The organism is Streptomyces capillispiralis (assembly GCF_007829875.1).
GTDB classification, from domain to species: Bacteria; Actinomycetota; Actinomycetes; order Streptomycetales; family Streptomycetaceae; genus Streptomyces; species Streptomyces capillispiralis.
The window spans coordinates 5,771,887-5,783,832 of the sequence record NZ_VIWV01000001.1; the positions used below are offsets into that span (position 1 = coordinate 5,771,887).

At 73.9% G+C, this 11,946-nt stretch carries 13 protein-coding genes; 6 read left to right on the forward strand and 7 right to left on the reverse strand.

What is annotated here, in order from left to right; all coding sequences use genetic code 11:
* Complete coding sequence (locus FHX78_RS25085; protein WP_145869658.1) at positions 1 to 1,002, reverse strand: Gfo/Idh/MocA family protein; 1,002 nt, start codon at positions 1,000 to 1,002, stop codon at positions 1 to 3.
* Between the two features lie 140 nt (positions 1,003 to 1,142).
* Here FHX78_RS25085 and FHX78_RS25090 point away from each other — a divergent pair, with 140 nt between their 5' ends.
* Genes FHX78_RS25090 through FHX78_RS25100 form a run of 3 tightly spaced genes read left to right on the forward strand, consistent with a single transcriptional unit; the run spans position 1,143 to position 4,667 of the window.
* A complete protein-coding gene (locus FHX78_RS25090) occupies positions 1,143 to 2,483 on the forward strand; it encodes a multidrug effflux MFS transporter (protein WP_145869659.1) in 1,341 nt (446 codons plus the stop codon).
* The gene (locus tag FHX78_RS25095) at positions 2,444 to 3,655 is read left to right on the forward strand and encodes a serine hydrolase domain-containing protein (protein ID WP_145869660.1); all 1,212 of its coding nucleotides are present in this window, start codon (positions 2,444 to 2,446) and stop codon (positions 3,653 to 3,655) included. Before FHX78_RS25090 ends, FHX78_RS25095 begins: the two co-directional genes overlap by 40 nt.
* 1 nt (position 3,656) lies before the next feature.
* Positions 3,657 to 4,667 (forward strand): small ribosomal subunit Rsm22 family protein, encoded by a 1,011-nt coding sequence (locus FHX78_RS25100; RefSeq protein ID WP_189908698.1) that lies wholly within the window; start codon positions 3,657 to 3,659, stop codon positions 4,665 to 4,667.
* Between the two features lie 26 nt (positions 4,668 to 4,693).
* Here FHX78_RS25100 and FHX78_RS25105 read toward each other — a convergent pair whose 3' ends face one another.
* Complete coding sequence (locus tag FHX78_RS25105; protein ID WP_145869661.1) at positions 4,694 to 4,894, reverse strand: DUF6243 family protein; 201 nt, start codon at positions 4,892 to 4,894, stop codon at positions 4,694 to 4,696.
* Between the two features lie 100 nt (positions 4,895 to 4,994).
* Here FHX78_RS25105 and FHX78_RS25110 point away from each other — a divergent pair, with 100 nt between their 5' ends.
* Positions 4,995 to 5,624, forward strand: coding sequence for a TetR/AcrR family transcriptional regulator (locus tag FHX78_RS25110; RefSeq protein ID WP_145869662.1), 630 nt, complete (start codon positions 4,995 to 4,997; stop codon positions 5,622 to 5,624).
* 117 nt (positions 5,625 to 5,741) lie between these two features.
* Here the strand turns inward: FHX78_RS25110 and FHX78_RS25115 are convergent, their stop codons facing one another.
* Positions 5,742 to 6,620, reverse strand: a complete 879-nt coding sequence (locus FHX78_RS25115) for a glycerophosphodiester phosphodiesterase (RefSeq protein WP_145869663.1) — start codon at positions 6,618 to 6,620, stop codon at positions 5,742 to 5,744.
* 220 nt (positions 6,621 to 6,840) lie between these two features.
* Between FHX78_RS25115 and FHX78_RS25120 the strand changes: the two genes are divergently transcribed.
* Positions 6,841 to 7,578 carry a bifunctional DNA primase/polymerase gene (locus FHX78_RS25120; RefSeq protein WP_145869664.1) on the forward strand — a complete coding sequence of 246 codons (738 nt, stop codon included), beginning with the start codon at positions 6,841 to 6,843 and terminating at the stop codon, positions 7,576 to 7,578.
* Between the two features lie 13 nt (positions 7,579 to 7,591).
* Here FHX78_RS25120 and FHX78_RS25125 read toward each other — a convergent pair whose 3' ends face one another.
* Both FHX78_RS25125 and FHX78_RS25135 read right to left on the reverse strand, forming a co-directional pair.
* Positions 7,592 to 8,590: an SCO2278 family lipoprotein gene (locus FHX78_RS25125; RefSeq protein WP_229924100.1), complete on the reverse strand. Its 999-nt coding sequence runs from the start codon at positions 8,588 to 8,590 to the stop codon at positions 7,592 to 7,594.
* Positions 8,591 to 8,725: 135 nt separating this feature from the next.
* A complete protein-coding gene (locus FHX78_RS25135) occupies positions 8,726 to 9,880 on the reverse strand; it encodes a serine hydrolase domain-containing protein (RefSeq protein WP_145869666.1) in 1,155 nt (384 codons plus the stop codon).
* A 257-nt stretch (positions 9,881 to 10,137) separates the two neighbouring features.
* Here FHX78_RS25135 and FHX78_RS25140 point away from each other — a divergent pair, with 257 nt between their 5' ends.
* Positions 10,138 to 10,782 carry a PhzF family phenazine biosynthesis protein gene (locus FHX78_RS25140; protein ID WP_145869667.1) on the forward strand — a complete coding sequence of 215 codons (645 nt, stop codon included), beginning with the start codon at positions 10,138 to 10,140 and terminating at the stop codon, positions 10,780 to 10,782.
* On the opposite strand, the gene FHX78_RS25145 is transcribed toward FHX78_RS25140, so the two are convergent.
* Positions 10,767 to 10,979 carry a DUF397 domain-containing protein gene (locus FHX78_RS25145; protein WP_145869668.1) on the reverse strand — a complete coding sequence of 71 codons (213 nt, stop codon included), beginning with the start codon at positions 10,977 to 10,979 and terminating at the stop codon, positions 10,767 to 10,769. The two genes, FHX78_RS25140 and FHX78_RS25145, sit on opposite strands and share 16 nt — an antisense overlap.
* On the reverse strand, positions 10,976 to 11,860 hold the full coding sequence (locus FHX78_RS25150) for a helix-turn-helix domain-containing protein (protein ID WP_145869669.1): 885 nt from the start codon (positions 11,858 to 11,860) through the stop codon (positions 10,976 to 10,978). The genes FHX78_RS25145 and FHX78_RS25150 overlap by 4 nt, the downstream gene beginning before the upstream one ends.
* Between the last annotated feature and the right edge of the window lie 86 nt (positions 11,861 to 11,946).

Consider the following 11,946-nt stretch of genomic DNA (forward strand, 5'->3'; position numbering starts at 1 on the left):
TCAGCGCACCTCGCCCGGGTAGCGGACGCCGACGCGGTCCCGGATCGCGTCGAGCGTCCGCATCACGGCGAGGGTGCCGTCGAGCGGCACGAGCGGCGACTCGGTCTCGCCCGCCCGCAGCGCCCGCGCCACCTCGGCGGCCTCGTGCTTGAGGCTGGCGCGGGGACCGTCCGCCGGGTCGGCCGTGAACTCCTCGGCGTCACGGCCGTCCCGGTGCAGCACGAACCGGTCCGGGAAGAAGAAGCCGTACGGGATGTCGATCCGGCCCTCGGAACCCGTGATCGACGCGGAGGTCGCCGTACCGCCCACGATGGAGCAGTGGACCGAGGCGAGAGCGCCGTCGTCCCAGGACAGCAGCGCCCCCGTCTGGAGGTCGACGCGCTCCTCGGAGAGCGTCGCCCGCGCCACGACGTCCGACGGCTCCCCGAGCAGCAGCTGCGTGAACGACACCGGGTACACCCCGAGGTCCAGCAGCGCGCCCCCGCCCAGCGCGGGGTTGCGCAGCCGGTGCGACGCCGGGAACGGACCGGCGAGCCCGAAGTCCGCCGACACATGGCGCACCTCACCGATCGCACCGTCGTCGACCAGCGCCTTCAGCCGCCGCACCATGGGATGGCAGTACATCCACATGGCCTCCATCAGGAAGCGCCCGTTGTCCCGCGCCAGCGCGACCAGTTCGCCCGCCTCCCGGGCGTTCAGCGTGAACGGCTTCTCGCACAGCACGTTCCGCCCGGCCTCCAGCATCAGCCCGGCCGCCGCGCGGTGCGCCGAGTGCGGGGTGGCGACGTAGACGACGTCGACCTCCTCGTCCCCGGCCAGCGACTCCCAGTCGCCGTACGCCCGCGGTATCCCGAACCGCTCGGCGAACGCCTTCGCCGGCTCCGGCGACCGCGACGCCACCGCCACGACCTCCACGTCCGGCATGTCCACGAGGTCCGCCGTGAACGTCGCGGCGATCCCGCCCGTCGCCAGGATTCCCCAGCGCACCTTCTGCTCTGTCATGCGTCCCACCTTGCTCGTGTCGTTCGTCACATCGTGAAGCGATCTCGATGGAAGCGCTCCCATGACATCGCCGTTGACGCCGAGCACTCCGTACGAGCTGAGAGCATAGGGAGCCGACGGCGTGAAAAGGGAGGGGTCACATGCCCGAGGGTGGGGCGTCCATATCCGGGTCGACAGCGCATCCGGACACGAGCGGGGCACCGGCGACGGCCGCGGCCCCGAACCCGGCGACGGCCGGCGCGGCGCTCCGCGCGGCCACCGTCCGCCGCACGAGCCTGCTGGTCACCCTCGTGCTCGGCGGTCTGACCGCCACCCCGCCCCTGGCGATGGACATGTACCTCCCCGCCCTCCCGGAGGTCACCGAGGCCCTGCACGCGCCCGCCGCCACCGTCCAGCTCACCCTCACCGCCTGCCTGGCCGGCATGGCGCTCGGGCAGCTGGTGGTCGGGCCGATGAGCGACCGCTGGGGCCGCCGCCGCCCGCTCCTCATCGGCCTCGTGGTCTACGTGATCGCCACCGCGCTGTGCGCGGTCGCGTCCACCGTGGAACTCCTCGTCGCCTTCCGGCTGGTGCAGGGCCTCGCGGGCGCGGCCGGCATCGTCATCGCGCGGGCGGTCGCCCGCGACCTGTACGACGGCGTGGCGATGGCCCGCTTCTTCTCGACCCTCATGCTGATCTCCGGGGTCGCGCCGATCGTGGCACCGCTCATCGGCGGGCAGATCCTGCGGGTGACGGACTGGCGGGGCGTGTTCGTCGTCCTCGTCGCCGTCGGGGCGCTCCTGACGGCCGTCGTCTGGGCGAAGCTGCCGGAGACCCTGGCCCCCGCCGACCGGCACCGCGGAGGCGTCGGCGAGGCCCTCGGTTCCATGCGCGGGCTGCTCACCGACCGTTCCTTCACCGGCTACATGCTCACCGGCGGCTTCGCCTTCGCCTCCCTCTTCGCCTACGTCGCGGCCTCCCCGTTCGTGATCCAGGAGATCTACGGCGCCTCCCCGCAGACGTTCAGCCTGCTGTTCGGGCTGAACTCGATCGGGCTGGTGCTCCTCGGGCAGATCAACGGCAAGGTGCTGGTCGGTCGGGTCCGCCTCGACCTGGTGCTCGGTCTCGGGCTGGCCGTCGTGGTCGTCGCCGCGGTCGCGCTGCTGCTGATGTCGCTGGGCACGTTCGGCGAGGTGGGGCTGGTGCCCGTGGCCGCCGCGCTGTTCGTGCTGATGTCCGCGATGGGCATCACCCTGCCCAACACGCAGACGCTCGCCCTGCTGCGCACCCGGCACGCGGCCGGCTCCGCCTCGGCCCTGCTCGGCACGACGTCCTTCCTCATCGGCGCGATCGCCTCCCCGCTGGTCGGCGTCGCCGGGGAGGACACCGCCGTCCCGATGGCCGTCGTCCAACTGGCCTCCGCCCTGGTGGCGCTGGCCTGCTTCCTGGGAATGTGCCGCCCGTGGAAGGGGCGGACGAACGCGAAGGGCGGGGGCATCTGAGCGCGCCGAGACTGCGCCACGGCACCCCGGAACGGGCCGGACTGGACGCCGGGGAACTGCGCCGCCTGGTGCACGGGATCCACGCCCGCACCGACGGCGAGCGCCCCTGGGCGGCGGGCGCCGTCGTGGTCGTCGGCCGCGGCCCGGTGCTCGCCGTGCAGGAGGCGGCGGGCTGGGCCGTGCGCTACGCGGCCCACGACGAGGAGACGGACACCCCGGTGGAGCTGCCGCCGGAGCGGCGCGTGCCGATGACCGTGGACACCCCGTTCGACCTCGCCTCCCTGACCAAGCTGTTCACCTCGGTGGCCGCGGTGCAGCAGATCGAGCGGGGCACGCTCGGCATCGACGCCCGGGTGGGCGCGTACCTGCCGGAGTTCACGGGGGCGGCCCGGCACGGCGTCACCGTCCGGCAGCTGCTCACCCACACCTCCGGGCTGCGCCCCGAACTCCCGCTGTACGACTGCGCCGACGACACCGAACGCCTGGCGCTGCTCCGCGCGGAGCGCCCCGCCGGGCCGCCCGGCGCCTACCGCTACTCCGACCTGAACATGCTGCTGCTCCAGCACGTCCTGGAGCGGCTCACCGGCCGTCCCCTCGACGTCCTGGTGCGCGACGGCATCACCCGGCCGCTCGGCATGACCGCGACCGCCTTCGGGCCCTGCCCGGACGCGGCGGCCACGGAGGACCAGCGGCGGCCGTGGGCCAAGGCGGACCGGGGGATGCTGCGGGGCGAGGTGCACGACGAGAACGCCTGGGCGCTGGGCGGGGTCGCCGGTCACGCGGGGCTGTTCTCCACCGGCCGCGACCTGGCGGTGTTCTGCCGCACCCTGCTGGCCGGCGGCTCCTACGGGCCCGCCCGCATCCTCGGCCCCGACTTCGTGGACCTGCTGCTCGCCCCGCCCGGCCTGGGCTTCGCCGTGGACCAGCCGTGGTTCATGGGCGAACTGGCGGGACGCGGGGCCGCCGGCCACACCGGGTTCACCGGCACCTCCCTGGTCCTGGACCGGGCCACGGACACCTTCCTGGTCCTGCTGGCCACCACGGTCCACCCGCGCCGGCCCGCGGCCCCGGACCACACGCCCAGGGCGGAGGCGGCCACCCGGGTGGCGCGGGCGGTGCGGGGCATCCGGGCGCCCGGGCCGGGCGGTCCGGCGGACCTGAGAGAATCGTGACGTGAACGCCCCCGCCCGCCTGCCCGCCGACCGCCCGGCCGTCGCCGGGACCCTGCGCTCCGCCCTCGCCGCGCTGCTCGACGGGCTCCCGCCGCGGCAGGCCGCGCAGGCCGTCGAGCGGCTGATCGCCACCTACCGGGGCGCCACCCCCACCGAGGCCCCCATCCTGCGGGACCGGGCCGACGTGGCCGCGTACGCCGCCTACCGCATGCCCGCGACGTTCGAGGCGGTCCGCTCGGCGCTGGAGGCGTTCGCCGACGCGGTGCCCGGATGGACGCCCGGCGGCCACGTGGACGTCGGCGGCGGCACCGGCGCGGCCGCCTGGGCGGTGAGCGCGACCTGGGACGGCACACGCCCCGTGACGGTCCTGGACTGGGCCGAACCGGCCCTCGCCCTCGGCCGGGAACTCGCCGCCGCGCACCCGGCCCTGGACGGCGCCCGCTGGCAGCGCTCCCGCATCGGACCGGCGCTCGCGCTCGACAGCACCGACCTCGTCACCGTCTCCTACGTCCTCAACGAGCTCACCGCCGCCGACCGGGCCGCCCTGGTCGACGCCGCCGCGGGGGCGGCGCAGGCCGTGGTGATCGTGGAGCCCGGCACCCCCGACGGCTACGCCCGCCTCGTCGAGGCCCGCGACCGCCTGGTCTCCGCCGGCTTCCGTGTCGCCGCCCCCTGCCCGCACAGCGCCGCCTGCCCCATCGTCCCCGGCACGGACTGGTGCCACTTCTCGGCGCGGGTCAGCCGCTCCTCGCTGCACCGCCAGGTCAAGGGCGGCTCCCTCGCCTACGAGGACGAGAAGTTCGGCTATGTCGCCGCCACCCGCCGCGAGGTCGCCCCGGCCCCCGCCCGGGTCGTCCGCAAGCCGCAGATCCGCAAGGGACAGGTCCTCCTCGACCTCTGCGAGAAGGACCCGTCCCTGAGCCGCACCACCGTCACCAAGCGCCACGGCGACCTGTACCGGGCGGCCCGCGACGCCGACTGGGGCGACGCCTGGCCGCCCGCGGCCGGCTGACCGGACCGCGCCGCCCCGCACTTCCCTCAGTCCCCTTCCTGCCGCTCCTGGTGCCGCTGCTCCTGCCGCTTCTCCTGGAGCTTGCGCAGCAGTTCCCGCTTCTGCGCCTGCGGGTCGAGGCCGCCCCCGACCCGGCCGCCGCGTCCGCTCCCGCGCAGGGCTTCGCGGCCCAGGTGCTGCCGGGTGCCGCCGACGCCCAGCATGTTTCCGGCTCCACCTCGTGCCATGACTGTCTCCCTCCACGTTGCACGAGACGTATCGTCTCGCTCGAACCTCTTCCACTGTCCGGCGAGACGCACCGTCTTGTCAACCTGTTAAATTCGACCCATGGCTCCTCAGCACTCCGTCCCTCCCTCCGCCCCGGATGCCACCCGCCGCAGCGAGCGCTCCCGGCGGGCCATCTACGACGCCGCCCTCGCCCTGGTCGCCGAGGTCGGCTACCCGAAGACGACCATCGAGGGCATCGCCGCCCGCGCGGGCGTCGGCAAACAGACGATCTACCGCTGGTGGCCGTCGAAGGCGGACGTCCTGCTGGAGGCGTTCCTCGACCTGAGCGAGCAGGCCGCCCGCGCCGCAGGACAGGTCCCGTACGCCATCCCGGACACCGGCGACCTCGCCGCCGACCTCAAGCAGATCCTGCGCGCCACGGTCGACGAACTGCGCGACCCCGTCTTCGAGGCCCCGTCCCGCGCCCTGGCCGCCGAGGGCGTGGTCAACGAGGAACTCGGCCGCCGGTTCGTCGCCCACCTGCTGGAACCCTCGCTCCAGCTCTACGTCGACCGTCTGCGCTCCGCCCAGCGGGCCGGCGACATCCGCCCCGGCGTCGACCCGCGCATCGCCCTGGAACTCTTCGTCTCCCCGCTCGCCCAGCGCTGGCTGCAGTACACCGGCCCGATCACCTACGAGTACACCGACACCCTCGTCGACTACGCGCTGTACGGCCTCACCCCCCGCTGAGCCCGCCGCCACCCCGGCCCCCGCCGGCCGGGTCGAGCCGCCGCCGCTCCCGGCCGCCCACCGGCCCGGCGCGGCGCTCACCGGCCCGGCGCGGCGCTCACCGCCCCAGCGCCGCGCTCACCGCCCCAGCGCCGCGCTCACCGCCCCGGGCGTCCGCGCCGGATGCCGGGCCAGCCGGCCCGGGGCGTCCGTGATGATGCCGTCGCAGCCCAGCGCCAGCGCGCGGTCGCGCTGGGCCGGGGTGACGACCGTGTGCGCCCACACCCGGGGGATGCCGGAGCGCACCGCGCGCCGGAGGTCCGCGTCCCGGGCCCTGATGTCGACGTCGAGCAGGTCGACGTAGGGCCGCCAGCGCTCGGGGCGGTCGGTGCGCAGTTGGCGGGCCGAGCGCCACAACTGGGTCAGCAGGCCCAGGCCGTGGACGCGCCGGGCCACCTCGGGGTCGTTGGTGTTCACGAACACCGAGCGGGTCAGCCCGCGGGAGCGGATCAGCGCGGCCAGCCGGTCGACACCGCGCGGGTCCTTCGCCTCCAGCATCAGCACGATCCGCCCGCCGAAGCGGTCCAGCACCTCGGCCACGGTAGGCGGCCGCTCCGCGCGCCAGCTCCCCGGCAGCCGGTCCCGCGGCCGCAGCCGTACGCCCCGCCACTCGCGGGCGTCCAGCAGCCGCACCTCGCCGCCCAGGAACGTGGTGCGGTTCAGCGACGCGTCGTGGAAGGCCACCGGCGTACCGTCGCGCAGCACCCGCGTGTCCACGTCCAGCACCTGCGCCGTCCCGCGCCGGTACGCCGCCATCAGTCCCGACATGCTGTTCTCGGGCACCTCCCGCGCCCCGCCCCGGTGGGCGACGTAGGGCACCCGCGGCAGCGAGTCCACCGTCAGCGGTGCGCCGCCCCACTCCAGCGGGCCCGGGTGGCCGCCGCCGTGCCCCGCGAGGGTCAGCGAGACCACGGAGGCCACGGCCGCCAGGCCCGTCGCGACGATGCTTGTGACCATGACGACCACGGTAGGGGCGCACCTCCCGGCGGGGCGCGCTGTGGCACCCGATCCGGTGCACCGCACCCGGCACGCATCCCCTTCGCCCCACCGGGTACCCCTCGTCCCGTCGGTACGGCCTCGTCCCACCTGCGCCGATTGTGGGCTCCGGCCCCCCGACGCGCACGATCGTGGGACCATAGGGCATGCTGTTCCGCACGACGGCGAGGCGAGGGGATAGATGAGCGCGGAGTTCGGCGGTCGCACCGGCCGGCAGGGCAGGCTCTCCCAGTGGCTGCGCGGACGCCGCCCGAAGGAGGCCCCCGACGAGGGCGGCCGTGAGGCCCTGCTGCTCGCTGCCGCCGACGCGGGACTGCCGCTCGCGCCCGCCGCCCATCCCGCCGCCGGATACGGCTGCTCCTGCGACCGCGTGGGCTGTCCGACCCCCGCCCGGCACCCGGTGTCGTTCGCCTGGCAGACGCAGTCGACCACCGACCGCGCGCAGATCGAGCGCTGGGCCCGCCATCAGCCGCAGGCCAACTTCATCACCGCGACCGGCATGGTGCACGACGTCCTCGACGTCCCCCTCGACGCCGGCCGCGAGGCCCTCACCCGCCTGCTCGACGCCGGTATCGAGGTCGGCCCCGTCGCCGAGAGCGACGACGGCCGCCTGCTGTTCTTCACCCTCACCCGCGGCACCCCCGAGGACGAGGACGAGTGGTGGCCGTGCGAGCTGGACTGCCACCCCGAGACCATGGACGAGCACCCGGGCCTGCGCTGGCACTGCCGCGGCTCCTACGTCCTCGTCCCGCCCGCCCGGCTGCCCGGCGACGACGACCAGTCGGTGCACTGGGTACGCGGCCCCGAGCATCCGCTTCCGGACCCGCTGAGCCTCCTCGAGGTCCTCACCGAATCCTGCGCCCGCCACGCCGGGGACCCGTCCGACCACGCGGGCACGGCCTGGCCCCTGCGCCACTGAGCGGCGCCGGGACCTACTCGCCCTTCGCCGCCGTCAGTCCCTGGATCCGCCCCAGGACCTCCACCGGCCCGTCGGCCGGGTCGAGCGCCACCTCGTTGGAGACGAACTCCATCGTCAGCGACTGCGTGATCTCGCCCTCCGTCAGCGCCAGCACGTCCTTGTTCGGCGTCGGCACGGCCGCCCCCGCCGCCGCGGTCTGCTTCTCGAAGTGGCGCGTGGTGAAGAACACCAGCGCCCCGCCGTCCTTCGTGCGCAGCGCCAGCGGCGCGTAGTCGCCGTTCGTCATCGGCTCGTCGATGTACTGGGTGACCAGACCCGGCCGCTCGGCCCGCTTCCCGCGCAGCGCCCGCCAGGCGCTGGTGTGCGGCCCCTCGGCGAACGCGTCCCCGCCGCCCTTCAGATACGTCGCGTAGCCCTGGCTCAACTTGCCCGGCGCCAACGCCAGTTCGGTCGAGTTCGCGGGCACCGCCTCGGCCCAGCCGTGCTCGTCCGTCTTGAACTCCGGTACGTCGTCCGGGGCCACCAGCGTCAGGTACGCCACCTCCCACGGCTCGTCCAGCCCGTCCCGGGTGAACACCAGCAGCCAGCGCGACGAGCCGCCCTTGTTGCCGGCCGCGTCCGCGACGAACCAGCGCGGCCAGCCCGCCTTCTCGACGATGGTGAACTTCGCGTCCGTCAGCTCCAGCGGCGCGTGGTTCGGGTTGCCCTCCGGGCTGTTGGCCCGCCCGGCCTTCAGCCGCGCCGCGTCGATGTCGGCGAGGGCGCCGGTGGTGTGGTCGGCGTCCAGGGAACCGTCGTACGCCTTGTCGGCGGCGTTGTACGCGGCCGTGAACTCCTCGAGCGCCTTCGCGGCTTCCGCGCGGGTGGTGGCCGGGAGCACCTCGCGCTCGCCGTGCACCACGACACAGCCGCTCGCGGTCAGCGACAAGGCGGACACCGACGCCGCCATCAGCACGCTCCGGTCAAGCCTGCGGAGCCTGTTGAGCCTTCGAAGGCCGAGATCCCTGCTCATCCGGTTCCGTCACCCTCCCCTTTCCGGAGGCGAACCTTACCGGCCCCCGTTCGCGGCCGGGCACCCGGAGCACACCGTCCGCTCCGCCCCCCAGAGTGACCCCGATGGTTTCTCCGCCCGGATCCCCGAAGGTGCCTAGCGGTTGAAGGCGGGCAGCGCGAACCGCGCGACGAGCGGGAAGCCGTCCTCCCGGGCGCTCTTGGCGTTCACCGAGTGCACGACCGTCCGGGACAGGTCACGGGTCGCGGCCAGCACCGTGTGGTAGCCGGGCCGCGACCCGGTCTTGCCCCAGATCTCCGTCCCGTTGTGGACGAAGCGCTGCCAGGCCATGCCGTACGTCGCGCCCTCGATGTCGGGCACGGTGAACATCTGGTCCAGCAGCCGCTGCGGCACCACCCGGCCCTCGAACAGGGCGACCAGGAAGCGCTCCAGATCGGCGGTGGTGGAGATCATGTTCCCGGCCGCCCAGCGGTCGGACATGTTCCACTCCGTGACGTCGGTGGTCACCCCGCCGATGTCCGCGTAGGCCCGGTGGTGCGGGCCGTGGACGCGCGGGTCCGGCCCGGCCGGGAAACTCGTGTGCCGCATGCCCAGCGGACGGAAGAGGCGCACCTCGGCCTGGTGCTCGTAGCTGTCGCCGGTCACCTTCTCGACGAGCAGGCCGAGCACCGTGTAGTCGATGTTCCGGTACACCTGCCGTTCCCCCGGGGTGAACGCCGGCCCCTTGGCGACGGCCGCGGCGACCACCCGCTCCGGGGTGAGGGTGCGGAACCGGTTCTCGTACATCTCCTCGGTGGTCGAGCCCAGGTTGGCGCCGGGCTGGAGGCCGCTGGTGTAGGTGAGCAGGTGCCGGATGGTCGGCGGCTCGGTGAAGGAGGCCGGCAGCAGGCCGGGCAGATAGCGGGTGACGGGCGCGTCCAGGTCGACCCGGCCCTCCGCGACGAGGTGGAGCACGAGCGCCGCGGTGACCGTCTTCGTCGTGGACCCGGCCCGGAACCGGGCGTTCTCCAGCGCGGGCGCCCCCGTCCGCAGGTCGCGGACACCGGCGCTCCCCGTCCAGCTTCCCTTCCCGCCCACCCGGACGAGCGCCGCCGAGACGTCCCCGTCCGGTATCCCCACGAGCGCCTTCTCCAGCGCGGCGGTGTCGGGGCCGTCGACGGCCGCCGAGGCGGTCCGCAGCGGGGGCTGCGGCTGGGCGGCGGCCGCCCCGGCGAGCGGACCGAGGACCAGGGCCCCCAGCACGGAGGAGACGAGCACGGTGCGGACACGGGTACGCGTACGGGCGTTCATGGGCCGAAGCTCCTTGATGTGGAAGAGAGTTGAGAGACTCGAACGCACACCATCCTGGTGATCGGGAACGCCCGCGAGATCGTGCACGCGCAGGAGACCACCCCCGCATATCCGCCCCCGGCCCCTCGGGGTCACCCCTAGGTGCGCCCCCGAGGGAACGGATTCCTCGGCGCGGTCCCCGGCACCCGCACGGTCCCGCTGTTCGCCCGTTCGCGCGCTGACCTCCCACTCCGCGCGCGCGATGCTTGAATGCCCCCGTGACTGACTACGACGTGCTGCGCGTCTTCTGCGGACCCCGGGGCGGCTACGGCAACGAACTCGGGGTCGTCCGCGACGGCTCCGTACTGCCCGAGCGGGAGGACCGGCAGGCGCTCGCCGCGAAACTCGGTTTCAGCGAGACCGTGTTCGTCGACGACCCCGAGCGCGGGGTGATCGACATCTACACCCCCAGCCTGCGCCTGCCCTTCGCCGGCCACCCCTGCGTCGGCACGGCCTGGCTCCTCGACGTCCCCGAGCTCGTCACCCCGGCCGGGGTGGTGGGCGCCCGGCAGGACGGGGAGTTCTGCTGGATCGAGGCCCGCGCGGAGTGGGCGCCGCCGCGCACCCTGCGCCAGTACGCCACCGCCGCCGAGGTGGACGACCTGGAGGTGCCGCCGAAGGGGGAGTGGATCTACGCCTGGGCCTGGCTGGACGAGGCGGCGGGCCGTGTCCGCGCCCGCGCCTTCCCCGGCCGCGACGACGGCATCGACGAGGACGAGGCGACGGGCGCGGCGGCCCTCCTCCTCACGGACAGGCTGGGCCGAGCCCTGAACATCACCCAGGGCACGGGCTCCCAGATCCTCACGGCCCCGCAGCCGGAAGGCTGGACGGAGATCGGCGGCAGGGTCTACCTGGAACGCTGACGCCCCAACTCCGTGACGAAAGCCTTCCAGGCTTCATGGCCGAAGAGGATCACCGCTCCCTCCGGGGCCTTGCTGTCCCGGACCGGGGCGAAAGAGGGGACGCCGTGGGCGAGTTCCAGGCACTCGTTGTTGCCCCCGCTGTACGTACTGCTGCGCCACTCCGCGTCCGCCAGGTTCGGTATGCCGTGGGTGTTCATGCCCTGTGCTCCTTGGCCCTGCGTCGGATGACCGTGCGGGACTCCACCGGGGACAGCGCGGACGTACGGGCGGCGTCGAACAGCTCCTGGTAGCGGGCGACTTCGGCCTCCCGCTCCAGCCACATCGAACCGGTGGGGTTGTCCGCCAGGACCACGTCGAGCGCCGCTTCCTCGGGGAAGCCCAGTACGACGTACGGCCCGAACATACTCGCATGGGCTCCGCGGGAGAACGGCAGGACCTGGATGGTCACGTTGGGCTGCTCGGACGAGGTCAGAAGCTGTTCCAACTGCGCCGCCATCACCTCCGGCCCTCCGACCTGCTGGAGGAGCACCGCCTCGGACAGCACCGCCCACAGCTGCAGCGGGGAGTCGCTGACGAGGCGTTCCTGGCGGGCGAGGCGCACCTGCACGAACTGCTCGATCTCGTCCGCCGTCCTCCACTGGTGCGAGGCGACGGTCACGGCGCGGATGTACTCCGGGGTCTGCAGCAGGCCCGGCACCAACTGGGCCTGGAACGTGCGGATCGTCCCCGCCATGGCCTCGAGCGCGATGTAGTCGCGGTAGGTGTCGGCCAGCACCGGCCCGTACTGGTTCCACCATCCCCGCCTGCGGCGCCGGTTGGCCTTGCGGGCGAGCGTGCTGAGCCGTCCACGGAGGTCGGCGTCCGTGGATCCGTACGCGAGCAGCATCGCCGTCAGGTCCGGGATGCGCACCGTCACGCGGCCGTTCTCGATGCGGCTGATCTTTCCCTTGGTGCAGTCGAGCGCCTCGGCGGCCTGCGCGGTGGTGAGCCCGGCGGTCTCGCGCAGCCGGCGCAACTCGTCGCCGAGTTGGCGGCCGAGGACGGTCGACGGGCTGGAAGCGGTGGTGTTCGCAGACATGGCAACACCTCTAGCAGTGGCGTGGACGGGATGGGCGTGCCGTAACTCGAAAGATGGAATATCCGGCACATCTCTACTGGAAACGT

What these genes read in the sequence shown, in the direction of transcription:
- FHX78_RS25110 (WP_145869662.1), top strand. Translation starts at nt 4,995, where the DNA reads ATGGCTCCTCAGCACTCCGTCCCTCCCTCCGCCCCGGATGCCACCCGC.
- FHX78_RS25150 (WP_145869669.1), bottom strand. Translation starts at nt 11,860, where the DNA reads ATGTCTGCGAACACCACCGCTTCCAGCCCGTCGACCGTCCTCGGCCGC.
- FHX78_RS25125 (WP_229924100.1), bottom strand. Translation starts at nt 8,590, where the DNA reads ATGAGCAGGGATCTCGGCCTTCGAAGGCTCAACAGGCTCCGCAGGCTT.
- FHX78_RS25135 (WP_145869666.1), bottom strand. Translation starts at nt 9,880, where the DNA reads ATGAACGCCCGTACGCGTACCCGTGTCCGCACCGTGCTCGTCTCCTCC.
- FHX78_RS25090 (WP_145869659.1), top strand. Translation starts at nt 1,143, where the DNA reads ATGCCCGAGGGTGGGGCGTCCATATCCGGGTCGACAGCGCATCCGGAC.
- FHX78_RS25115 (WP_145869663.1), bottom strand. Translation starts at nt 6,620, where the DNA reads ATGGTCACAAGCATCGTCGCGACGGGCCTGGCGGCCGTGGCCTCCGTG.
- FHX78_RS25120 (WP_145869664.1), top strand. Translation starts at nt 6,841, where the DNA reads ATGAGCGCGGAGTTCGGCGGTCGCACCGGCCGGCAGGGCAGGCTCTCC.
- FHX78_RS25145 (WP_145869668.1), bottom strand. Translation starts at nt 10,979, where the DNA reads ATGAACACCCACGGCATACCGAACCTGGCGGACGCGGAGTGGCGCAGC.
- FHX78_RS25085 (WP_145869658.1), bottom strand. Translation starts at nt 1,002, where the DNA reads ATGACAGAGCAGAAGGTGCGCTGGGGAATCCTGGCGACGGGCGGGATC.
- FHX78_RS25105 (WP_145869661.1), bottom strand. Translation starts at nt 4,894, where the DNA reads ATGGCACGAGGTGGAGCCGGAAACATGCTGGGCGTCGGCGGCACCCGG.